A 20,372-nucleotide genomic window follows, 5' to 3' on the forward strand; every position below is an offset into this window, starting at 1 on the left:
AAGATGAACGAGGTGGCGATCGCCCGAAGGATCGCCAGAAACCTCTTAAATTTGAATGAAATTCGCTATGTTTCGGCAGCAAATCCGGAAAGCCACCCCAAAACTAGGGGTGGCTTTTTATCGATTGTTCGCGGCTGGACTGGACTATATTCTGTCTGCGACTTCGGCTGCGAGCGGAATGGAGGGTTGTGCCCCCGGCTTCAGGCAGGCGAGTGAGCCGGCGACCGCTGCACGGCGCAGCGCCGAGTTGAAATCCAGCCCCTCATCGAGGCTTGCTGCGAAGTAACCGCAGAACGTATCGCCGGCGCCGACAGTATCGACGGGTTCGATGACGAGGCCCTGCGCCCGGGAAATCTGGCCATCCCGGATCGCGATGACGCCATCGCCGCCGAGCGTGACGATCAGCGTCTGGCCGGTCTCGGCATGCAGGCGCTCCAACGCCGCCTCGCGGTCACCGGCACTCATGTTTTCCTGTCCCGCCAGCCGCTCGAACTCGGTTTCATTGGCAATGACGATATCGGCCAGCCGGCCGAGGCGCGGCGCATCCGGAATAAGCGGCGCGAGATTGAGAATGCTGGTGATGCCCTTGGCGCGAGAGGCAGCAAGCGCGCGCTCGACCGCCTCGACGGGAACTTCGAGCTGCAGCATGAGTATATCGCCCTCGTTCATGGCGTTGACGGCGGCCTCTGCATTGTCGCCGCTCATCTTGCCGTTCGCGCCGGGAATGACCGCGATCATGTTCTCGCCGTCGCCGCCGACGAGAATGAGAGCTGTGCCCGTCGGCCCCTCGACATGGCTGACGCCGGAAAGGTCGGTGCCTGCGCCGTCGAGCAGTTCAAGGGCGCCCTGGGCAAAGGCATCCTTGCCGACAGCGCCCGCCATATGGACATAGCGGCCTGCTCGCCGGGCGGCGAGCGCCTGATTGGCGCCTTTGCCACCGGCAGCCGTTGCGAAGCTGTTGCCGGCAACTGTTTCGCCGGGCTTCGGCAGGCGCTCGGTGGTGGCGATAAGGTCCATATTGATGGAGCCGAAAACTGTGATCATGGCATGTCCGTCCCTTGCTTCGGGCCGCGACACTGCCGAAGCGATCACTCCTCGTCAACCACCCTGAGCTTGAGCAAACCAGTTCGGCTTTCGACGGATTTCGCCGCCGGCTCGTTCTCGCGGGTTGGCTTGCCGTCGCCGCCTGCTTCGAATTCCAGCGCCTCGATCTTCGCGCCGCGCTTGGTGAGCTTGTCCGCTGAGGTAATGATCTGGTCCACGTCGCGCTGCGTCTGGGAAAAATGTCCCTGCAGCTTGCGTACGCGCTCGTCGAGCCGGCCGAGATCGTCCATGAGGAGGGCGACTTCTCCCTGGATGACATGCGCCTGCGCCCGCATGCGCTGGTCTTTGAGCACGGCCTGAATGACCTGGATTGACAGCATCAAGAGCGAAGGCGAGACGATAACGATGCGTGCGCGGTGCGCCTTCTGCACGATCCCTTCGAAATTTTCGTGAATTTCAGCGAAGATCGATTCTGAGGGAACGAAAAGGAAAGCCGTCTCCTGCGTCTCGCCCTGGATCAGATATTTCTCGGAAATATCCTTGATGTGAACTTCCATGTCACGGCGAAACTGCTGACCAGCAAGCTTACCGGCGTCCGCGCCGCCTGCATCGCGGATCGCGTTCCATGCCTCGAGCGGAAATTTGGCATCGATGACGAGCGGCGGTGCCCCATTCGGCATCCTGATCGTGCAGTCCGGGCGCGAGCCGTTGGAAAGCGTCTGCTGGAAGGCATAGGCGCCCATCGGCAGGCCATCGGCGACGATCGTTTCCATGCGCGACTGGCCGAAAGCCCCACGCGTCTGCTTGTTGGAAAGAATGGCCTGCAGCCCGACGACATCCTTGGCGAGCGTCTGGATATTGTTCTGGGCGACATCGATCACCGCCAGGCGCTCCTGCAGTTTCTGCAGGTTGTCGTGCGTTGATTTCGTCTGCTCGGTCAGCGTCGAGCTCATGCGCTGTGACATGCCGTCGAGCCGCTGGTTGATCGCGTGATTGAGCTCGGCCTGCCGTGCACCGAAGACTTCCGTCATGGTCGAGATGCGTCCCTGCATCTCCGCCTGTATTTTCAGAAGCTCAGCCATGCGCGCCTCGCTTTCCGCGGCGCGAAGATTGGCTTCTTCGGCTTGCTCGCGACGGATGCCGGCATTGCGCAAGGCAAACACGATTGTCACCAGAATGAGAACGGCGAGTGCGCCGCTGGCAAGTGCAAGCACGCCGGGGCTCAGTATCGGCAGGGAAATAGTGAGTGAGTCGGATGTCATGGTCATGCTGCACCATAACAAAATAAGCGGCGATATCCAGATCAAAACGTGAACAATCCACACCGTATCACCAATACGAACGACGCTAATTTGCTGTAACGGAAGAAAAATCAGCCGCGCACTTAACGATTGCTAAACCATATTCGCCAAATCTGGCGCTGCAATTTCCCTCCGCATTCGCGCCAGATAGAGATCCCCCATGACTTCCCACCAGACCGACAATGCCCTCAGGCAGCGCCTTGACTTCATTGAGCTTGACGATGAGGCGCGCAAGAACCTGCGGGAGCTACGGCCGGCGATCTCGGAGCTTCTCGGCGGCGCACTCGACAAGTTCTACAGCAAGCTCGCAAAGACCCCGGCGGTCGCAGGCTTCTTCTCCAACAAGGCCCATATGGGCCACGCCAAGAAGCGCCAGCAGGAACATTGGGGCAATCTTTCGGGCGGCAATTTCGACGAAAGCTATGTGAATGGTGTGACTGCCGTCGGCCGCACCCATGCCCGCATCGGCCTGGAGCCGCGCTGGTATATCGGCGGCTATGCGCTTGTCATGTCTGAGCTCGTCCGGGGCCTGATGGAAAAGCAGTGGCCATCGCTCTTTGCCCGTCAGCAGGGAAAGGCGCTTGCCGAAAAGCTGACCGCCGTCATCAAGGCGGCGATGCTCGACATGGATTATTCCATCTCCGTCTATCTGGAAGCGCTCGAGGAAAAGCGCCACGCGCTGGAAGAAGAACGCGCCCGCTCAGAAGCCGATCAGGCGTTGGCACTGGAACATCTGCGCCGCGGCCTCGAAGCACTGTCGCGTGGCGATCTCGAAGCGACCCTTCCTGCCGATCTGCCCGGGAATTTTCGCCAAATGGCTGAAGACTATAACAGGGCCGTCAACGCTCTTCGCGAATCTTTCACATCTGTCCGCACCACGTCCGGCCACATTCTCGAAGGTGCCGATGTGATGTCCAAGGCAACGGACGATCTCGCCTTGCGCACCGCGCAGCAGGCAGCCGGCGTCGAAGAGAGCTCGGCTGCGCTGCAACAGCTCTCCGTCAGCGTCAGCCAGACCGCCGCCAACGCCGAAAAGGCGTCCGGCGCCGTGCGCGAAACGCAGGAGAAAGCCAAGAATTCCGGCGAACTCGTCACCAGCGCCGTTTCGGCCATGGCGGGCATCGAGAAGTCCTCCACCGAAATCGCCAAGATCATCGGCGTCATCGATGAGATTGCTTTCCAGACCAACCTGCTGGCACTGAATGCCGGCGTCGAAGCTGCGCGTGCCGGTGATGCCGGCAAGGGCTTTGCGGTCGTCGCACAGGAAGTCCGTCAGCTTGCCCAGCGCACGGCCGATGCCGCCAAAGCGATCAAGAATCTGATCTCCGAAAGCTCGACGCAGGTGAACGAGGGCGTCAACATCGTCAGCAGCACTGGTGAGGCGCTGAGCGACATGATCAGCCGTATCGACATCATCAACAGCTTCGTCGCCGATATTGCGGCTGCCGCCCGCGATCAGGCGACTGGCGTCAACGAGGTGAGCGTGGCGATCCGCAACATGGACACCATCACTCAGCAGAATTCCGGCATGGTCGAGCGTACGTCTGCCGAAACCCGCAGGCTGAAGGATGGGGTCGAGAACCTCATCGAACTGCTGCAGCGTTTCCGCGCTCGTACTGAAGGTCGGCAGGTTGCCGGTACCGCCCGCCGCGCAGCCTGAATAATCCAGGCAAAATCCGGGCAGGCGCTGCAAAAAACCGCAATCCCTGCCCGGCGGATAATTCCCTAGTTTGAAAAGATGGGTTATGGGAACGCCATGACCATCAAGCCACTCATCATTCTTCCCGATCCCGTTCTCCGTCAGGTTTCCAAGCCGATCGAGCGGGTCGACGCCGATCTCCAGCGCCTTACGGACGATATGCTGGAAACAATGTATGACGCGCCGGGCATCGGCCTTGCCGCAATCCAGGTCGGCGTTCCACGCCGCATGCTCGTCATCGATCTTTCGAAGGAAGGCGAGGAAAAACAGCCGCTCGTCTTCATCAATCCGGAGATCGTCAGCTCCTCGGATGACCGTTCCGTCTATGAGGAAGGCTGCCTTTCCATTCCCGACTATTATGCGGAAGTGGAGCGGCCAGCGCAGGTCACCGTCAAATATCTCGACCGTGAAGGCAAAGAACAGAGTGTGGTGGCCGACGGTCTGCTCGCTACCTGTCTCCAGCATGAGATCGATCATCTGAACGGCGTGCTCTTCATCGATCACATCTCGCGGCTGAAGCGCGAAATGGTCATCAAGAAGTTCACCAAGGCTTCCAAGTCCAAGGCGCTCTGAGTTGCAGCATTGAAAATGTTGCGGCCGCGCCTTATGATATCGATGATATCATAGGAGCTGTTAATGGGTGATCTTCTGATCCGAAACTTGGATGATGCCCTGAAGCACGAGCTTCAAAATCGCGCGCGGGAGAACGGACGCAGCCTTTCGGAGGAAGCGATCATCCATCTGCGTCGCTCACTCAGCACCTTGCGCGAAGATCGGCAGCCGGCAGGAGAATGGCTGCGTGGTCTTCTCGGGGCTGAACGCTGGACCGATGACGAGCTATCAGCGATAGAAACTGCACGGCATGAAGCGGACCGTGCTCCACCGAAATTCCACGAATGAGCGTCGTTCTAGATACGAACGTCATCTCCGAGTTGGAAGGCCGTAAATATAGCGAGCGATTGCTGCATTGGTTGAACGGCTTTGACAGAGCCGACCTTTATCTGACGACTATCAGTGTTGCAGAAATCCACTACGGTTTGTCTCTCTTGCCAGAAGGCAAGCGGCGAGAGGCGCTGATGCAGGACTATCTTCGTCTTGAGGAGGCATTTTCGGGCAGGATAATTCCGTTCACCCTGGCCGCAGCGCATCGTTACGGTGCACTCAGGGCGGCGCGTGAAAAGCGCGGTCGAAGAATGGAGACGAAAGACGCCATGATCGCGGCCATCTGCCTTGTGCATGGTGCGACGCTTGCAACCCGCAACACAAAAGATTTCGAAGGGCTTGATCTCAAGCTCGTAAACCCGTTTGAAGACGGTTGATCCTCAATTGGCGAGATAGAATGTCTCTTCGTATCGTTTTCATGGGAACGCCCGACTTCTCCGTCCCGACGCTGCGCCTGCTCGTCGACGCCGGCCATCAGATCGTGGCTGTCTATACTCAACCGCCACGGCCGGGCGGACGGCGCGGGCTCGATCTCCAGAAATCGCCGGTGCACCAGACGGCCGAGCTGCTTGGCCTCCCGGTCTTCACGCCGGTCAATTTTAAGGATCCTCAAGAGCGTGAGCGCTTCCGTGCCTTGGGTGCCGATGTCGGCGTCGTCGTTGCCTATGGCCTGCTGCTGCCCGAGGCTATCCTGACCGGCACGCGTTACGGCTGTTATAATGGCCATGCCTCGCTGTTGCCGCGCTGGCGCGGTGCTGCGCCCATCCAGCGGGCGATCATGGCCGGCGACGAGAAGACCGGCATGATGGTCATGAAGATGGACAAGGGCCTCGATACAGGCGATGTCGCGCTGACTCGTGAAGTCGAGATCGGCCCGAACATGACGGCTGGCGAACTGCACGACCGCCTGATGCAAACAGGCGCGAAGGCGATGGCCGAGGCCATGGTCAAGCTGGAGATGGACGATCTGCCGCTGACGCCTCAGCAGGCCGAAGGCGTGCTCTATGCCACCAAGATCGACAAGGCGGAAACGCGTATCGATTTCAGCCGCGACGCCAAAGATGTTCACAATCATATCCGCGGCCTCGCACCTTTCCCGGGCGCCTGGTTCGAGCTTGAGAGCAATGGCAAGGCGGAGCGCATCAAGGTTCTCGGCTCCGAACTTGCGGCGGGTGAGGGCGCAGCCGGCGCACTTCTGACCGATGATCTTGTGGTTGCCTGCGGGGCGGGCGCCGTCCGCCTCACGAAGCTTCAGAAGGCCGGCGGCAAACCGCTCGCCGCTGCCGATTTCCTGCGCGGCACACCGCTTGCTGCGGGCACGAGGCTCGTCTGATGCCGCGATACCGCATGATCGTCGAATATGACGGCGGCCCCTATGTCGGATGGCAGCGACAGGACAATGGACCTTCGGTGCAGGGCGCGATCGAAAAGGCGATCTTCTCGGCAAGCGGCGATACCGTGTCAGCTCGCGGCGCGGGCCGCACCGATTCCGGCGTCCACGCCATGGGGCAGGTCATCCATGCCGATCTTTCGAAGGACTGGTCGCCCTTCAAGCTGCAGAATGCACTGAATGCCCATCTGAAGCTTGCGGGTGAGAAAGTGGCGATCCTTGATGTCGAGGCCGCGAGCGAATTCTTCGACGCGCGCTTCTCCGCGCTCCGCCGGCATTATCTCTACCGCATCATCAGCCGTCGCGCGCCGTTGGCGCTGGAGGCGGGCAAGGCATGGTGGGTGCCGAAGACGCTCGATCATGAAGTCATGCATGCAGCAGCCCAGACCCTCGTCGGCAGGAATGATTTCTCGACTTTCCGTTCGGCTCACTGCCAGGCAAACAGCCCCGTGCGCACGCTCGACCGGCTGGATGTGACCCGTAATGGCGAACTGGTTGAGATCCGTGCCACCGCCCGGAGTTTCCTGCACAATCAGATCCGTTCCTTTGCAGGAACGCTGAAGCTCGCGGGCGAGGGCAAGTGGACACCTGACGATGTACGGGCAGCGTTGGACGCGCGCGACCGCAAGGCCTGCGGCCCCGTAGCGCCGCCCGACGGGCTCTATTTCATGCAGGTGGATTATCCGGAGGTGATCACCGACCGGCGCAAACAGGCGGATGAAAACGATAGAGACGACGATCTATCATAATCCGGCCTGCGGCGCGTATCAGGACCTTCGTCAAGGAAGACGGTGGAGTCGTCAACCGGTGCTGATTACCCCGGAGAGATGCCGAGGAAGTTGAACAGATATTCTGACACTATCATCGGCGGCACCATAAGCGCCAAAGTGAGACCGCCGACCGTTAGAACTTGCCCGTGGCAGATCATCCGCAGAACACGCGCCAGCGCGAAGATTTGTGCGAGCGCATTTACTAGGAGCAGCAATCGTACGATGTCGGTTGAACCTGGCATGAAAAAGACAAGCGCCAGCAGCAATCCGTTGATGTAAGCGAGTGGCACGCTGAGCCAATTGACACTGACGACGACAGGCGCGAAACGCTCCCCCATGCGCAAGGCAAACAATAGCAGGCCAGCAAAGATCAGCGGCACGATCCAGCTGCTGAGTTCGATCAGCCCTAGCCGGAAATAGAAGGTAAACCCGACATCAGCCTCTGGCGGCATCGATCTGAGATAGCCGTTGCGCAACGTAAGCCAGGTGATTCCCGTTGGCGGCAGGCACCAGATGATCGCCCAGAAGGATCGGTTGACCCCGCGATCCGATATGTCGAGGAAGCGAAAACCGCGCGGATCGAGCTTGATCAGCAACCAGATGCCGGCGAGATAATATTGGACCTCTCTAAAGCCCGGCATTCTCAAACCAACGTTCGATGAAAGTCTCGTAGATCGCCGTCAGCGTCTCCAGATCCGCAACGGCGACCCGTTCGTCGACCATATGCATGGTCTGGCCGACAAGGCCGAATTCCACGACCGGGCAATAATCCTTGATAAAGCGCGCATCCGAGGTACCGCCTGTGGTCGACAGCACCGGCGATGCGCCGGTCACGCTCTCGACTGCCGACGACAGCGAGGCGATCAGCGCATTGTTGCGGGTCAGAAAAACATGGCTCGGGCGGTCGGCCCAGATGATCTCGTATTTCACCGGCTCGCGGCCCGGCCGTAATGTGCCGTCAGTGGCAGCTGCATCAAGGCGCCGGACAATTTCGGCTCGGAGTGTATCGGCCGTCCAGGTGTCGTTGAAGCGAATGTTGAAGCTCGCCGAAGCCCTGGCCGGAATGACGTTCGTTGCCGGATTGCCGACATCGATAGTCGTTACTTCGAGGTTGGACGGCTGGAAATTGTCCGTGCCGGCGTCGAAAGGCGGATCCATCAGCGCCTGGGTGAGTTGCAGCATGCCGCGCACCGGATTGTCGGCAAGATGCGGATAGGCCGCATGCCCTTGCACGCCGTGCACGACGATCTTGCCGGACAGCGAACCGCGCCGGCCGATCTTGATCATGTCGCCGAGCTTGTTCGGGTTGGTTGGCTCGCCGACGACGCAGGCATCCCATGTCTCGCCGCGCTCAGTCGCCCACTGCAACAGCTTGATCGTCCCGTTGATCGACGGGCCTTCCTCATCACCGGTGATCAGGAAGGAAATCGAGCCCTTGGGCGCTCCATGCTTTTCGACATGCCGGGCAACGGCGGCGGCAAAACAGGCAATGCCGCCCTTCATGTCGACTGCGCCACGGCCGAACATCTCGCCATTGGCAATCTCGGCGGCAAAGGGCGGATGCGCCCAGGCGGCTTCGTCACCGACGGGCACCACATCGGTATGGCCTGCAAACATCAGATGCGGTCCCTCGGTGCCGAGACGGGCATAGAGGTTCTCGACATCAGGCGTGCCATCTTCCTTCGCGACCATTCGGTCGACCTTGAAACCGAGCGGAGAAAGCATCGCTTCCAGCGCGGAAAGCGCGCCGCCTTCTGCTGGCGTCACGGACGGGCAGCGGATCAGGGTCTGAAGATTGGCAACAGGATTCGTGGCGGTCATGGCGGTCGAATTATCCGGTGGGAATGGCAAAGGCGTGGCAAGGCGTGAGGCCGCCTCGCCTAAAAGACGCCGATTGTTTACCGAATCAATCTCGGGCTGTCATCAATCTCGGAGCAGTTCGTTGATGCCCGTCTTGGAACGGGTCTGCTCGTCGACGCGTTTGACGATCACGGCGCAATAGAGGTTAGGCGCCTGCTGGCCGTTTGCCATCGTCTTGTCTGACGGCAGCGAGCCCGCAACGACGACCGAATAGGGCGGTACTTCGCCATAGCTGATCTCGCCGGTAGCGCGGTCGACGATCTTGGTCGACTTGCCAATGAAGACGCCCATGCCGAGCACCGAGCCTTCACGCACGATGCAGCCTTCGACGACTTCCGAACGCGCACCGATAAAGCAATTGTCCTCGATGATCGTCGGTCCGGCCTGCATAGGCTCCAGAACGCCGCCGATGCCGACGCCGCCGGAGAGATGCACATGCTTGCCGATCTGCGCGCAGGAGCCGACGGTGGCCCAGGTGTCGACCATCGTGCCTTCGCCGACATAGGCGCCGAGGTTGACGAAGGACGGCATCAGGATGGCGTTCGGAGCGATATAGGCCGAGCGGCGCACGACCGCACTAGGCACGGCGCGGAAGCCGGCGGCGCGGAACTGGTTCTCGCCCCAGCCTTCGAATTTCGAGGGCACCTTGTCCCACCAGGTCGACTGGCCGGGACCGCCCTTGACCACTTCCATATCGTTGAGGCGGAAGGAGAGCAGCACGGCCTTCTTCAGCCACTGATTGACCTTCCAGACGCCATCGGTGCCGCGCTCGGCCACGCGTGCCTTGCCCCCGTCGAGCAGGTTTAGAGCGGCCTCGACTGCATCGCGCACTTCGCCTTTCGTCGACGTGTTCACATTGTCGCGATTGTCGAAAGCGGTTTCGATGGTCTTTTCAAGGGATACGAGGTCGGTGGCGCTCATGGGAATTCCTTAAACTTCGATCTTTATCGTGGAGACGGCAGGTCTCCGGAATTGCGATTGGCGGGTTGTCACCCGATCTATAGCATGCACCCGTAAAATGGAATGATTTTTCGGACAAGATCATATCTGGATTCAAGGCGTTATAGCGACATATCCGGTCATTCGTGGCCGGTGATACTGAAAGGCATTTCGATATGGCAAAGGCAAGAAACGGTGGCGGACGACGCAAGGACGGTGTCTGGGATCCGTTGAAGAGTAGTTCGAGCGACAGGCAGCGCGCGGAAGCGGTTCCGAAGACGCCGCAGACGCTCTCGCCGGCCTATCGCCTTGCCTATGTGGATGAGGATTTCCTCTGCCGCGAGGAACTGCGACCGATCCGCCTGCAGCTCGAACTTCTGAAGGTCGAGATGATGATGGCCGAGCGCGGCATCAAATCGACCGTTGTCATGTTCGGCGGCGCCCGCATTCCGGCACCCGGCCAGAGCGCCTGGGCAGCCCGCAACGAGACCCAGCGTGCAAACCTCGAAGCCGCATCGGTCTATTATGACGAAGCTCGCAAATTCGCCCGCCTCTGCTCGCGTTATGCGGCCGGTTTCGATTTCCACGAATATGTCGTCGTCACCGGCGGTGGCCCCGGCGTCATGGAAGCGGGAAACCGCGGTGCGGCGGATGAGGGAGCCCCTTCGATTGGCCTCAACATCGTCCTGCCGCACGAGCAGGCGCCGAATGCCTATGTGACACCCGAGCTCAGCTTCAACTTCCACTATTTCGCGATCCGCAAGATGCATTTCATGGTGCGCGCCAAGGCGGTCGCGGTCTTCCCCGGCGGCTTCGGCACGCTGGACGAATTCTTCGAATGCCTGACGCTGATCCAGACCGGCCGCATGGAACGCATCCCGCTGTTGCTCTTCGGCTCGAAATTCTGGCACAGCATCATCAACTTCGAGGCGCTTGCCGAATTCGGGACGATCGCGCCTGAGGACGTGAACCTGATCAGCTTCGTCGATACTGCCGATGAGGCCTGGAAGATCGTGCAGGACTTTTACGAACACCGCGAATAGAGCAGTTCAAGCCAAACTGGTCAGCGGCTTTACGCCCGGTACAAACGAAAAACCCTCCTCCCGTGGACGGGAAGAGGGCTTCGGGTGAGGGGCAAACCCCTCGCGATATCCAGGGAACGCTTTGTTATTCCCTTCAAAGGAAGGGCTGGTCCGGCATATCGTCGATCGAGATCACGCCGTCCTTGTTGCGGTCCATGCGATCGAAGAATTTGTTGAAGGCGGTTTCCGCTTCCTGCTTGCTGATCTGGCCGTTCTGGTCAGTGTCGATGCGGCCCATCATCATGGTGATTGCCATGAAGCGGGCATTGCCATGCATCCAATGGTGACCGTCGTGGCCGTGACGGCCATGGTCCTTGTCGTCGCCTGCCTGCGGCGCCGCATTCTGATCCGCATCGCCCTGCTTGGCCGATACCGCTTCACGACGCGCCTTGAACTGTGCTTCGCGGTACGCGCGGATTTCGCCTGGCGTCAGCGAGCCGTCATGGTTGGTGTCGATGGCGGCGAAGATCTTCTCCATGCCATCGGTCGCCTCCTGCTTGGTAATCTGCCCATCCTTGTTCGTGTCGAACTGTTTCAGCATGCGCACGAAGAGGATTTCGCGGAAGGCCGCGCCACGCGGACCGCTCATCATGCCATGCTCCATTTTTCCATGGTGGCCTGGATGATCAGCCTGGTCGCCTGGTGCTGCGAAGCTGGCCCCGGCGGCTGCGCCGAGAAGAAGAACAGAGGAAAGCGCCGTCAGGATAAGCTTGTTGCGGTACATGTCAGTGCGTCCTTTCGTAGGATGTCCCTCGATACGAAAGGTAGGACCGAACCCTGTCACGGCCCAGTTAAACATCTGTAAGATGGATGAAACTTTGGTAAGTTAGGTCGTAATCTTCTTCAGGAAATCAGCGAGATCGTCGGTGACGAAATCGATGTGGTCGTCCTCGCCGCTCGTTCTCTCCCACCATTCGACGACAGTCTCTTCCAGATTGCGCGGCACGAGCAGAACGGTCTGCATGCCGAGCGCTTTCGGTACGGTGAGATTGCGCGGCAGGTCCTCGAACATCGCAGCCTTGCCCGTCTCGACCTTCTTCAGCGCCGTGAACTTGTCATAGGTCGCCTGTGCCGGCTTCGGCAGATAGTCGGCCGCGACGATATCGAAGATGTCGTCGAAATGGTCGAGGATACCGAGCGCGCCGGCCGTCGCCTGTGCATGCTGGACGCTGCCATTGGTGAAGATGAACTTGCGGCCCGGCAGGGATTTGATGGCTTCGGCAAGCTCCGGCTGCGGGGTCAGTGCCGAATAATCGATCGCATGCGCCTTTTCGAGAAAGTCGTTGGGATCGACCCCGTGATGGATCATCAGCCCCTGCAGCGTCGTACCGTGATCGTAGTAGTACTGCTTCTGCAGCTTGCGGGCCTCTTCCTGCTCCATTTGCAGGAGCGCCGAAACATAGGCCGTCATGTTCTTGTCGATCTGCGCGAAGAGATTGACATGATGCGGATAGAGCGTGTTGTCGAGGTCGAAGACCCATTCGGTCACATGCTCGAAATCGTTCTTGGTAGGCGTGCGGTCGATCTTTGTCATAGCCGCCCTTATGACATGGTCGCGGCGGGAAACCAAAGGCTTTTGCTTGCAGGTCCGGCTTGCCAAGGCTCTCCCAAAAATGCCGCCAGATTTTCACAACTTCAGAGAGATTTTGGCTGACTTTCGCCATTGATCGCTGGTGACCTCTGCCTGCGTCAGACAGGGGGACCCGCAAGGGTGAAGTAGCATGAAGATCGTTCTGATAAACCCGCCGCATACGGCGATCGGCAGTCGTATTCCCGATGATCATCTTCCACCGCTCGGGCTTCTTTCGGTTGGAGGTCCGCTGATCGACGATGGTCATGCCGTCAGCCTCATCGATGCAGAATTCGGACCGATGACGGTTGCAGACATCGTCAGCCGGGTGATGGCTGACAGTCCCGATCTGGTGCTAATCGGCCATTCCGGCTCGACGTCGGCGCATCCGACTGCCCGCGTGATCGCAGAAGCGATCAAGCGCGGCGATCCCAAAATCTCCATCATCTACGGCGGCGTGTTCCCCACCTATCATTGGCGGGAGGTGCTGGCCGAGACCGAGGCATTCGACATCCTCGTGCGAGGCGAGGGCGAGGAAACCATGCGACGCCTTGCCGATGCGCTGGCGACGAACCGCCCGCTCGCGACCATCCCCGGAATCGCCTTTCGTGATGGCCATGGCGAAATCCTGGCAACGCAGCCGGCACAGGCGATCGCCGATCTCGATGCCTATCGCGTCGGCTGGGAGCTGATCGACCACCGCCAGTACAGCTACTGGGGCGGCAAGCGCGCCGTCGTCATGCAGTTTTCTCGCGGTTGTCCGCATCTCTGCAATTATTGTGGCCAGCGCGGTTTCTGGACCCGTTGGCGTCACCGCTCGCCGGAGCTTTTCGCCCGCGAGATTGTACGGCTGTATCGCGAAGAGGGCGTCGAGCTCATCAATCTCGCCGACGAGAACCCGACATCCTCGCGAAAAGCCTGGCTGGCTTTTCTCGAAGCGATGATCGCCGAGAATGTGCCCGTGCAGATCGTCGGCTCGACGCGAGCGGACGATATCGTCCGCGATGCCGATATCCTGCACCTCTACCGAAAGGCGGGTGTCGTGCGCTGGCTGCTCGGCATGGAAAACACCGATGAGGCGACGCTTGCCCTGATCAAGAAGGGCGGCGCCAAGACGACCGATCGCGAGGCTATCCGCCTCCTGCGCCAGCACGACATCCTTTCTATGGCGACCTGGGTCGTCGGTTTCGAGGAGGAGAGGCTGAGCGATCTCTGGCGCGGCTTCCGGCAGTTGCTCTCCTATGATCCCGACCAGATCCAGGCGCTCTATGTGACACCGCATCGCTGGACGCCGTTCTTCCGTATCGCCCGCGAACGGCAGGTGATCGAGACCGATATCCGCAAATGGGACTACAAACATCAGGTCCTGAAGATGCGGCATCTTAACCCGATCGTGCTGGTCGCCTGCGTCAAGCTGATCGAGGTCGCGGTCCAGGCGCGGCCGAAGGCGCTACTGCGCATCCTCTTTCATCGCGATCCGGAACAGCGTCATTCCATGCGCTGGTACACGCAGATGGGTCGCCGCGTCTGGTTTCACGAGATCCTCGAATTCCTCTTCCGCCACCGCCATCCCAAGGAAGGTCCGACGCTTGAGACATTCTGGGGCGCCCCCCAGGATGCGGAGGAGGAATCGATGTTGCGCCCGCAGCGGCATGTGAAGAGCCTCGACGCTGCGGAATGAAATAGACGCCCGATTTTCGGCGGACGACACAGGCGCAGAGTGCTAGAAAGCGGACATGCTTTTCGAACGCCCCGATGATGACACGCTCTATGATGCCCTGATCACGCGCAGCGCCGATTATGAGGGCCAGGCCTATGTCTGCGTGAAGACGACAGGCATCTTCTGCCGTCTGACCTGCCCGGCGCGCAAGCCGAAGCGGGAAAACACCATCTTCTTCGACACGATCGCCGCCTGCATGCATTCGGGCTTCCGCCCGTGCCAGCGCTGCAAGCCGCTGGAGCAGCCGGGCCACGAGCCGATCGTCGACATGCTACTGGCGCGGCTCGACAGCGAACCGGAGGTGCGCTGGACCGAAGATGAGCTTGTGCGCCGGGGATATGATCCATCGACCGTCCGCCGCGCTTTCAAGCGAGCGCTCGGCATGACCTTCCACGATATCGTCCGCTATCGCCGGCTCGGCGAGGCCGCGCGGCAGCTCGCCGATGGCGCCCGCGTCATCGACGTGCAATTCGAAGCAGGATATGAATCGGGAAGCGGCTTCCGAGCGGCTTTCCAGCGGCTGGTCGGCAGGGGGCCGGCGCTTTCGCAAAACCGCGAACTGCTCTTTGCCGACTGGTTCGATACACCGCTCGGGCCGATGATAGCAGTCGCCGATAAGACGCATCTGCATCTCCTCGAATTTCACGACCGCAAGGCGCTGCCGACCGAACTCGAAGCGCTGCAGAAGCGTGTCCGTTCCTCGGTCGCGATCGGTCGCACGCCTGTTATCGACCAGATCGAGGCGGAGATCAGGGACTATTTCGAAGGGCGGCTAACCACCTTCAAGACGCCGCTGGCGCTTGGCGGCACGCCCTTCGAAAAGCATGTCTGGGCAAAGCTCATCGAAATCCCTGTCGGCCAGACGCGCGCCTATGGCGATCTCGCTAGAGAGATGGAAAGGCCGGAGGTGGTGCGTGCCGTCGGCCGCGCCAACGGCGCCAACCAGCTCGCGATCATCGTGCCCTGCCATCGCGTCCTCGGCGCGGACGGCTCATTGACGGGTTATGGCGGCGGGCTCTGGCGCAAGCAATGGCTGCTTCGGCACGAGGAAAAAATCAGTGCGCATAAGATGGAGAGGACAGCATGAACCAGATTGAAAAGGCCGAGTTTTTCGGCACGCTGCATCGCAAGGGCAATCCCGTTATTCTCTACAACATCTGGGATGCCGGAACGGCCAAGGCTGTGACGGAGGCCGGTGCGAAGGCACTTGCGACCGGAAGCTGGTCCGTCGCGGCCGCCAATGGTTATGGCGACGGCCAGAAGCTGCCGATGGATGTGCTTATCGAGACGGCGCGCTCGATCACGGCCGTCAACGACCTGCCGCTCTCGGTGGATTTCGAAGGCGGCTATTCCTCGGAACCCGCCGGTGCCGCGGCCAATGTCGCAAAGCTCATCGAGGCCGGCGCCGTAGGGATCAATTTCGAGGACCAGCGCGTCGGCGAGACCGGCCTTCATCCCATCGAAGCGCAAGCAGCACGCATCCGCGCGATCAGGGAAATGGCCAAGGCACGGGGTATCGATTTCTTCATCAACGCCCGCACCGATCTCTTCCTTCAGGAAGGTGACGGCTCCAGGCATGCAGGGTTGGTCGATGCGGCGATCGAGCGCGGCAAGGCTTATGCGGCGGCAGGCGCCAGCGGCTTCTTCGTGCCGGGCCTGATCGAACCGGCCTTGATCGAAAAAGTCTGCGCCGCATCCACGCTGCCGGTCAATATCATGATGAAGGCGGGCGCGCCCGATCCGGCTGATCTCGCAAGGCTCGGTGTTTCGCGCATCAGCTACGGTCCCGGACCGTATCGGGCCATGATGGAAAAGCTGAAGGAAGCCGCGACCGCGATCTATTCGGCGATCTGATTATTGTTGGCGAAGCTTTTCTGTGTGGCGATCGCCTGAGCTATGAAGTTACGAATGATGGAAGAGCGCTCGTCGCGTCGGGTGGCGAGCGCCAACCGTGCTGTCGGTGCTTCGCCCGCAATCGCAATGTAGCGAACGCCGGGAACATTGATCTTCGCCATGTCCGCCGGGACGATCGAGACGCCGAGACCAACTGCTATCAGGCTGGCGATCGAGGTGATCTGCGGCGCCGACTGGCCGAGCTGTGCTTCAAATCCCGCTCGCCGGCATGCGGCGATGATATCGTCGAAGAAGCCGGCACCCGCCTCGCGTGGAAAGAGAACGAAGCTCTCTCCGGCCAGCGCGTCGAGGCGCAATGTCTGCGCCTCTGACAGCGGATGCCTTGCCGGAAGCACGATGACCATGGGGTCTTCGGCCAGCAGCTGACATCGGACTTGCGGCGCATCACCACTTCCCGGGCGGATAAAGACAGCGTCGAGCTCTTCCCCATCGAGCCGCTCCAGCAGCTGCGTGGTAGGCGCTTCCTCCAGGCTGAATTCGACGGCTGCGTATTTCTCGCGAAAGGCGTTCACGATGGCGGGCACGACCGGATTGAACACCGCAGAGCTGGTGAAGCCGACCCGCAGCCGCCCGCTCTGGCCGCGCGCCGCCCGGAGGGCGGATTGCTTGGCCTGTTCCGCCTGAAGCAAAATCGCCCGGGCTTCCGGCAGGAAAGCACCGCCTGCCTCCGTCAGTTCCGCACCGTTCGACAGGCGGCGGAAAAGGGGTGCGCCAATCTCGTTTTCAAGATCACGTATCTGGTTGCTGAGTGGCGGCTGGCCGATGCCGACCTTCCGCGCGGCGCGCGTGAAATTGAGTTCTTCTGCGACAGCAATGAAATAGCGAAGATGACGAAGCTCCATGTGATACTTTTAAAATATCGTATTCACCTGTGCAATATATTGGAACTACCTCTCCTGCGCCGCCACATGACGGAACGCGCCGCCTCTTTGTGGCGGTTGCGCTAGAACAGGAGTTCACGATGAGTTCAATCGAAAAGCAGTTTCTCATTACCGGTGTCAGTTCGGGCTTTGGCCATGCCTTTGCGCAGGCCGCATTGGAGAAGGGGCATCGCGTGGTGGGAACCGTGAGGAATGAGGAAGCCGCAGCTCTGTTCGAGAGCTTGGCGCTGGGTCGTGCAACGGCGGTCCGCCTGGACGTTACCGATATCGAAGCAATCGAACCGGCCGTTGCTGGTATCGAGAGAACAATCGGCCCGGTGGACGTTCTCATCAACAATGCCGGCTACGGGCACGAGGGGACATTGGAGGAATCGCCGATCGAGGAGATGCGCCGGCAATTCGAGGTCAATGTCTTCGGCGCCGTTGGAATGATGAAGGCCGCTCTGCCGTTCATGCGCCGACGGCGGGCCGGTCACATCATCAACATCACATCGATGGGCGGGTTCATCACCATGCCGGGCATCGCTTATTATTGCGGCAGCAAATTTGCGCTCGAAGGCATCAGCGAGGTTTTGGCGAAGGAAGTGAAGGCGTTCGGCATCGCAGTCACGGCGGTCGCTCCCGGCTCATTCCGCACCGACTGGGCCGGACGATCGATGATCCGCACCGACAGGAGCATCGCCGACTATGATTCGCTCTTCGATCCTATCCGCAGGGCCCGCGAGGAAAAGAGCGGCAAACAGGCAGGCGATCCTCGCAAAGCGGCCGCCGCCGTATTGGCGCTGGTCGAGGCTGAAAACCCGCCCGTGCATCTCTTGCTCGGCGCCGATGCGCTGGCGCTTGTTCGCGACAAGCTGAAGAGCCTGAGCGCTGAAATCGATGCCTGGGAAGATCTGACGCTCTCGACAAGCTTTGCCGAAGCATAAGAAAAGGCGCCCGGAAGGGCGCCTTTCTCAATCAGGGAACGATCAGCGTGCCGACGCCGTGCTCGGTGAAGATTTCGAGCAGCACGGAATGGGCCGTCTTGCCGTTCAGGATGACGACGCCCTGCACGCCTGCCTTGATGGCGTCGATGCAGGTCTCAACCTTCGGGATCATGCCGCCGGAAATCGTGCCGTCGGCAATCAGCGCATGCGCTTCGGCGACGGAAAGCTCCTTGATGAGCTTGCCCTGCTTGTCGAGCACGCCGGGCACATCCGTCAGGAACAGCAGCCGGGTGGCGTTCAGCGCGCCGGCGATGGCGCCCGCGAAAGTGTCGGCGTTGATGTTATAGGTCGCGCCGTCGCGGCCCGGAGCAACCGGCGCGATGACCGGGATCATCTCGGAGCGGGCAAGAAGGTCGAGCAGCGTACGGTCGACTTCGACGACTTCGCCCACGAAGCCGAGATCGAGCACGCGCTCGATGTTGGAATCGGGATCCTTGACAGTCTTGCGGGCCTTTTCGGCGAAGACCATGTTGCCGTCCTTGCCGCAGAGGCCGATCGCCCATTCGCCGGTCTGATTGATCAGCGCGACGATTTCCTTGTTGATCGAGCCGGCAAGCACCATTTCGACGATCTCGACCGTCTTCTGGTCGGTAACGCGCAGGCCGCCTTCGAATTTGGATTCGATACCCATCTTCGTCAGCATCGCGCCGATCTGCGGGCCGCCGCCATGCACGACGATCGGGTTGACGCCGGATTGCTTCAAAAGTGCGATATCGCTGGCGAAGGCCTTGCCGAGCTCGGGATTGCCCATGGCATGGCCACCGTACTTAACGACGATCGTCTTGTTTTCGTAGCGCTGCATGAAGGGCAGCGCCTGCGCGAGAAGACGCGCCTGGATTTCGCTTTCGGACTCGTTCATGGGGGACCCCGCGGAATTGATCGCGGCCTTTTATCTCAAGTTTTTGACAGATGGAATAATCCGGCACGCAATAGTTTTTCGTATCTAAGGCCGACCTGGGAACCTGCCAGCTCATATTGAAACTATCGAATCGGAAATCGTTCATTCGAGGGCGACATGACTGGGGATTTTGCAGATTTAATCGGCCGCGTAGCGCTCGGCGACCGCAAGGCCTTCGCCGCACTCTATAACCAGACCAGTCCGAAACTTCTGGCGATCTGCCTTCGTATTCTGGGAAGCAGGAACGAGGCGGAAGAGGTGCTGCAAGAGGTCTACATCAAGATATGGCAGCGCGCCGGTGCCTTTACTGCTGGCTCCTCGACATCGGTCGCTTGGCTTGCGGCAATTGCCCGCAATCAGTCGATCGATGCGTTGCGGGCGCGCAAGCCGGTAGCCGACGAAATCGACAAAGCGCTTGATCTTGCCGATGCCGGTCCCGATCCTGAAGCGCAAGTCGTGATTAAGGATGAAGGAAGGCGGATTGACACCTGCATGGAAGAGTTGGAAGCTGATCGTGCGGTCGCGGTGAAACGGGCTTATGTCGAAGGGCTGAGCTATCAGGAACTGGCCGATCAGTTTGGTGTCCCGCTGAACACGGTGAGGACATGGCTAAGACGCAGCCTGCTGAAACTGAGAGAGTGCATGGAACGATGACATCGCCCGACAAAAGCAAGGGAGACCGCTCCCGGGATGAGGTTCTCGCCGGCGAGTATGTGCTGGGCGTCCTCTCTCTTCAGGATCGCAGGATCGTCGAGGAGCGCATGCGCCGCGACCGGCAGTTTGCCGCCATCGTCAGCCGCTGGGAGGTCAACCTCTCCAGCTTCAACGACGAATATGGCACGGCTGCTCCAAGCAGCGAGACCTTCAAGCAGATCGAGGCGCGCCTCTTCGCCAATGCAGAAAGTGAGCCGCGCTTTTCGCACAGCCTCTGGAATTCCGCCGGTTTCTGGCGCTCGCTGACATTTGCCTCGCTTGCGGTCACCTTGGGCGTCATCGCCTTTGCCTCCGGTCTCGTGCCCCAGCCTCCGGCATCGCCACCGCTGGTGGCGGACCTCTCGGGACAGAACAATCAGGTCAATCTGATGGCCTCCTACGATATCCAGAGTGGCCGATTGAAGATCGTGCCGGTTGCGGCCGGCAAGCCGGAGGAGAAATCTCTGGAGCTCTGGCTCGTGCCGGGTAGCGGGACGCCCCGTTCTCTCGGCGTTTTCCAACCGGGCATGAACGGCGCATTGCTGATCCCGACCGATATGCGCAGCCAGATTTCCGATGGAACGACGCTGGCCGTCAGCCTGGAGCCATTCGGCGGCTCGCCCACACATCAGCCGTCAGGCCCCGTCATCGCCAGCGGTTCGATCCACAGGCCGTAAAATAAA

At 60.3% G+C, this 20,372-nt stretch carries 22 protein-coding genes; 13 read left to right on the forward strand and 9 right to left on the reverse strand.

Annotated features, from left to right (window positions below):
• Nucleotides 1-144: 144 nt before the first annotated feature.
• Entirely contained in the window at nt 145-1,044 is a 900-nt protein-coding gene (locus AB4Z13_RS11165; protein WP_439013952.1) for a ribokinase, read from the reverse strand.
• 44 nt (nt 1,045-1,088) lie between these two features.
• Nucleotides 1,089-2,312, reverse strand: a complete 1,224-nt coding sequence (locus AB4Z13_RS11170; RefSeq protein WP_439013953.1) for a DNA recombination protein RmuC — start codon at nt 2,310-2,312, stop codon at nt 1,089-1,091.
• Between the two features lie 193 nt (nt 2,313-2,505).
• On the opposite strand from AB4Z13_RS11170, the gene AB4Z13_RS11175 reads away from it, so the two are divergent.
• The 6 genes from AB4Z13_RS11175 (at nt 2,506) to truA (ending at nt 7,125) form a co-directional block, all read left to right on the forward strand.
• Complete coding sequence (locus AB4Z13_RS11175) at nt 2,506-4,005, forward strand: methyl-accepting chemotaxis protein (protein ID WP_439013954.1); 1,500 nt, start codon at nt 2,506-2,508, stop codon at nt 4,003-4,005.
• A gap of 96 nt (nt 4,006-4,101) precedes the next feature.
• The gene (def, locus tag AB4Z13_RS11180) at nt 4,102-4,617 is read left to right on the forward strand and encodes a peptide deformylase (RefSeq protein WP_113325084.1); all 516 of its coding nucleotides are present in this window, start codon (nt 4,102-4,104) and stop codon (nt 4,615-4,617) included.
• Between the two features lie 63 nt (nt 4,618-4,680).
• Complete coding sequence (locus AB4Z13_RS11185; protein ID WP_113325074.1) at nt 4,681-4,944, forward strand: FitA-like ribbon-helix-helix domain-containing protein; 264 nt, start codon at nt 4,681-4,683, stop codon at nt 4,942-4,944.
• A complete protein-coding gene (locus AB4Z13_RS11190; protein ID WP_113325075.1) occupies nt 4,941-5,363 on the forward strand; it encodes a type II toxin-antitoxin system VapC family toxin in 423 nt (140 codons plus the stop codon). Before AB4Z13_RS11185 ends, AB4Z13_RS11190 begins: the two co-directional genes overlap by 4 nt.
• Before the next feature lie 20 nt (nt 5,364-5,383).
• Complete coding sequence (gene fmt / locus AB4Z13_RS11195) at nt 5,384-6,319, forward strand: methionyl-tRNA formyltransferase (RefSeq protein ID WP_439013955.1); 936 nt, start codon at nt 5,384-5,386, stop codon at nt 6,317-6,319.
• Complete coding sequence (truA, locus tag AB4Z13_RS11200) at nt 6,319-7,125, forward strand: tRNA pseudouridine(38-40) synthase TruA (RefSeq protein WP_439013956.1); 807 nt, start codon at nt 6,319-6,321, stop codon at nt 7,123-7,125. Before fmt ends, truA begins: the two co-directional genes overlap by 1 nt.
• A 65-nt stretch (nt 7,126-7,190) precedes the next feature.
• Here the strand turns inward: truA and AB4Z13_RS11205 are convergent, their stop codons facing one another.
• The 3 genes from AB4Z13_RS11205 to dapD all read right to left on the reverse strand — a co-directional run bounded on the left by AB4Z13_RS11205 (nt 7,191) and on the right by dapD (nt 9,927).
• Nucleotides 7,191-7,787 (reverse strand): hypothetical protein, encoded by a 597-nt coding sequence (locus AB4Z13_RS11205; protein WP_439013957.1) that lies wholly within the window; start codon nt 7,785-7,787, stop codon nt 7,191-7,193.
• The gene (gene dapE / locus AB4Z13_RS11210) at nt 7,774-8,967 is read right to left on the reverse strand and encodes a succinyl-diaminopimelate desuccinylase (RefSeq protein WP_439013958.1); all 1,194 of its coding nucleotides are present in this window, start codon (nt 8,965-8,967) and stop codon (nt 7,774-7,776) included. Before dapE ends, AB4Z13_RS11205 begins: the two co-directional genes overlap by 14 nt.
• Before the next feature lie 102 nt (nt 8,968-9,069).
• Entirely contained in the window at nt 9,070-9,927 is an 858-nt protein-coding gene (dapD, locus tag AB4Z13_RS11215) for a 2,3,4,5-tetrahydropyridine-2,6-dicarboxylate N-succinyltransferase (protein WP_113325080.1), read from the reverse strand.
• Nucleotides 9,928-10,121: 194 nt separating this feature from the next.
• Between dapD and AB4Z13_RS11220 the strand changes: the two genes are divergently transcribed.
• The gene (locus AB4Z13_RS11220; RefSeq protein WP_439013959.1) at nt 10,122-10,988 is read left to right on the forward strand and encodes an LOG family protein; all 867 of its coding nucleotides are present in this window, start codon (nt 10,122-10,124) and stop codon (nt 10,986-10,988) included.
• Nucleotides 10,989-11,121: 133 nt separating this feature from the next.
• Here AB4Z13_RS11220 and AB4Z13_RS11225 read toward each other — a convergent pair whose 3' ends face one another.
• Together AB4Z13_RS11225 and AB4Z13_RS11230 are read right to left on the reverse strand one after the other, a co-directional pair.
• Complete coding sequence (locus tag AB4Z13_RS11225) at nt 11,122-11,751, reverse strand: calcium-binding protein (RefSeq protein WP_439013960.1); 630 nt, start codon at nt 11,749-11,751, stop codon at nt 11,122-11,124.
• 102 nt (nt 11,752-11,853) lie between these two features.
• Nucleotides 11,854-12,561, reverse strand: coding sequence for a pyrimidine 5'-nucleotidase (locus tag AB4Z13_RS11230; RefSeq protein ID WP_439013961.1), 708 nt, complete (start codon nt 12,559-12,561; stop codon nt 11,854-11,856).
• 187 nt (nt 12,562-12,748) lie between these two features.
• Here AB4Z13_RS11230 and bchE point away from each other — a divergent pair, with 187 nt between their 5' ends.
• Genes bchE through AB4Z13_RS11245 form a run of 3 tightly spaced genes read left to right on the forward strand, consistent with a single transcriptional unit; the run spans nt 12,749 to nt 16,171 of the window.
• Nucleotides 12,749-14,278, forward strand: coding sequence for a magnesium-protoporphyrin IX monomethyl ester anaerobic oxidative cyclase (bchE, locus tag AB4Z13_RS11235; protein WP_439013962.1), 1,530 nt, complete (start codon nt 12,749-12,751; stop codon nt 14,276-14,278).
• A 55-nt stretch (nt 14,279-14,333) separates the two neighbouring features.
• Nucleotides 14,334-15,404: a bifunctional transcriptional activator/DNA repair enzyme AdaA gene (locus AB4Z13_RS11240; protein ID WP_439013963.1), complete on the forward strand. Its 1,071-nt coding sequence runs from the start codon at nt 14,334-14,336 to the stop codon at nt 15,402-15,404.
• Nucleotides 15,401-16,171: an isocitrate lyase/PEP mutase family protein gene (locus tag AB4Z13_RS11245; protein WP_439013964.1), complete on the forward strand. Its 771-nt coding sequence runs from the start codon at nt 15,401-15,403 to the stop codon at nt 16,169-16,171. The genes AB4Z13_RS11240 and AB4Z13_RS11245 overlap by 4 nt, the downstream gene beginning before the upstream one ends.
• Here the strand turns inward: AB4Z13_RS11245 and AB4Z13_RS11250 are convergent.
• Nucleotides 16,156-17,073: a LysR family transcriptional regulator gene (locus AB4Z13_RS11250; protein WP_439013965.1), complete on the reverse strand. Its 918-nt coding sequence runs from the start codon at nt 17,071-17,073 to the stop codon at nt 16,156-16,158. The genes AB4Z13_RS11245 and AB4Z13_RS11250 overlap by 16 nt on opposite strands.
• Nucleotides 17,074-17,192: 119 nt before the next feature.
• Between AB4Z13_RS11250 and AB4Z13_RS11255 the strand changes: the two genes are divergently transcribed.
• Nucleotides 17,193-18,038: an oxidoreductase gene (locus AB4Z13_RS11255; protein WP_439013966.1), complete on the forward strand. Its 846-nt coding sequence runs from the start codon at nt 17,193-17,195 to the stop codon at nt 18,036-18,038.
• A 31-nt stretch (nt 18,039-18,069) separates the two neighbouring features.
• Here the strand turns inward: AB4Z13_RS11255 and argB are convergent, their stop codons facing one another.
• On the reverse strand, nt 18,070-18,957 hold the full coding sequence (gene argB, locus AB4Z13_RS11260) for an acetylglutamate kinase (RefSeq protein ID WP_037100983.1): 888 nt from the start codon (nt 18,955-18,957) through the stop codon (nt 18,070-18,072).
• 156 nt (nt 18,958-19,113) lie between these two features.
• Between argB and AB4Z13_RS11265 the strand changes: the two genes are divergently transcribed.
• Nucleotides 19,114-19,650: a sigma-70 family RNA polymerase sigma factor gene (locus AB4Z13_RS11265; RefSeq protein WP_439013967.1), complete on the forward strand. Its 537-nt coding sequence runs from the start codon at nt 19,114-19,116 to the stop codon at nt 19,648-19,650.
• Nucleotides 19,647-20,366, forward strand: a complete 720-nt coding sequence (locus tag AB4Z13_RS11270; protein ID WP_442206006.1) for an anti-sigma factor — start codon at nt 19,647-19,649, stop codon at nt 20,364-20,366. Before AB4Z13_RS11265 ends, AB4Z13_RS11270 begins: the two co-directional genes overlap by 4 nt.
• Nucleotides 20,367-20,372 lie beyond the last annotated feature (6 nt).

It is taken from the genome of Rhizobium sp. YAF28 (genome assembly GCF_052113285.1).
GTDB lineage: Bacteria > Pseudomonadota > Alphaproteobacteria > Rhizobiales > Rhizobiaceae > Rhizobium.

Excerpts from the sequence above, each read along its gene's own strand:
- fmt (WP_439013955.1), top strand. The coding sequence starts at position 5,384 with ATGTCTCTTCGTATCGTTTTCATGGGAACGCCCGACTTCTCCGTCCCG.
- AB4Z13_RS11170 (WP_439013953.1), bottom strand. The coding sequence starts at position 2,312 with ATGACCATGACATCCGACTCACTCACTATTTCCCTGCCGATACTGAGC.
- AB4Z13_RS11230 (WP_439013961.1), bottom strand. The coding sequence starts at position 12,561 with ATGACAAAGATCGACCGCACGCCTACCAAGAACGATTTCGAGCATGTG.
- AB4Z13_RS11225 (WP_439013960.1), bottom strand. The coding sequence starts at position 11,751 with ATGTACCGCAACAAGCTTATCCTGACGGCGCTTTCCTCTGTTCTTCTT.
- dapE (WP_439013958.1), bottom strand. The coding sequence starts at position 8,967 with ATGACCGCCACGAATCCTGTTGCCAATCTTCAGACCCTGATCCGCTGC.
- AB4Z13_RS11185 (WP_113325074.1), top strand. The coding sequence starts at position 4,681 with ATGGGTGATCTTCTGATCCGAAACTTGGATGATGCCCTGAAGCACGAG.
- bchE (WP_439013962.1), top strand. The coding sequence starts at position 12,749 with ATGAAGATCGTTCTGATAAACCCGCCGCATACGGCGATCGGCAGTCGT.
- AB4Z13_RS11255 (WP_439013966.1), top strand. The coding sequence starts at position 17,193 with ATGAGTTCAATCGAAAAGCAGTTTCTCATTACCGGTGTCAGTTCGGGC.
- AB4Z13_RS11250 (WP_439013965.1), bottom strand. The coding sequence starts at position 17,073 with ATGGAGCTTCGTCATCTTCGCTATTTCATTGCTGTCGCAGAAGAACTC.
- argB (WP_037100983.1), bottom strand. The coding sequence starts at position 18,957 with ATGAACGAGTCCGAAAGCGAAATCCAGGCGCGTCTTCTCGCGCAGGCG.
- AB4Z13_RS11205 (WP_439013957.1), bottom strand. The coding sequence starts at position 7,787 with ATGCCGGGCTTTAGAGAGGTCCAATATTATCTCGCCGGCATCTGGTTG.
- AB4Z13_RS11220 (WP_439013959.1), top strand. The coding sequence starts at position 10,122 with ATGGCAAAGGCAAGAAACGGTGGCGGACGACGCAAGGACGGTGTCTGG.
- AB4Z13_RS11165 (WP_439013952.1), bottom strand. The coding sequence starts at position 1,044 with ATGATCACAGTTTTCGGCTCCATCAATATGGACCTTATCGCCACCACC.
- AB4Z13_RS11190 (WP_113325075.1), top strand. The coding sequence starts at position 4,941 with ATGAGCGTCGTTCTAGATACGAACGTCATCTCCGAGTTGGAAGGCCGT.
- AB4Z13_RS11265 (WP_439013967.1), top strand. The coding sequence starts at position 19,114 with ATGACTGGGGATTTTGCAGATTTAATCGGCCGCGTAGCGCTCGGCGAC.
- AB4Z13_RS11245 (WP_439013964.1), top strand. The coding sequence starts at position 15,401 with ATGAACCAGATTGAAAAGGCCGAGTTTTTCGGCACGCTGCATCGCAAG.
- AB4Z13_RS11175 (WP_439013954.1), top strand. The coding sequence starts at position 2,506 with ATGACTTCCCACCAGACCGACAATGCCCTCAGGCAGCGCCTTGACTTC.
- AB4Z13_RS11240 (WP_439013963.1), top strand. The coding sequence starts at position 14,334 with ATGCTTTTCGAACGCCCCGATGATGACACGCTCTATGATGCCCTGATC.
- AB4Z13_RS11270 (WP_442206006.1), top strand. The coding sequence starts at position 19,647 with ATGACATCGCCCGACAAAAGCAAGGGAGACCGCTCCCGGGATGAGGTT.
- def (WP_113325084.1), top strand. The coding sequence starts at position 4,102 with ATGACCATCAAGCCACTCATCATTCTTCCCGATCCCGTTCTCCGTCAG.
- truA (WP_439013956.1), top strand. The coding sequence starts at position 6,319 with ATGCCGCGATACCGCATGATCGTCGAATATGACGGCGGCCCCTATGTC.
- dapD (WP_113325080.1), bottom strand. The coding sequence starts at position 9,927 with ATGAGCGCCACCGACCTCGTATCCCTTGAAAAGACCATCGAAACCGCT.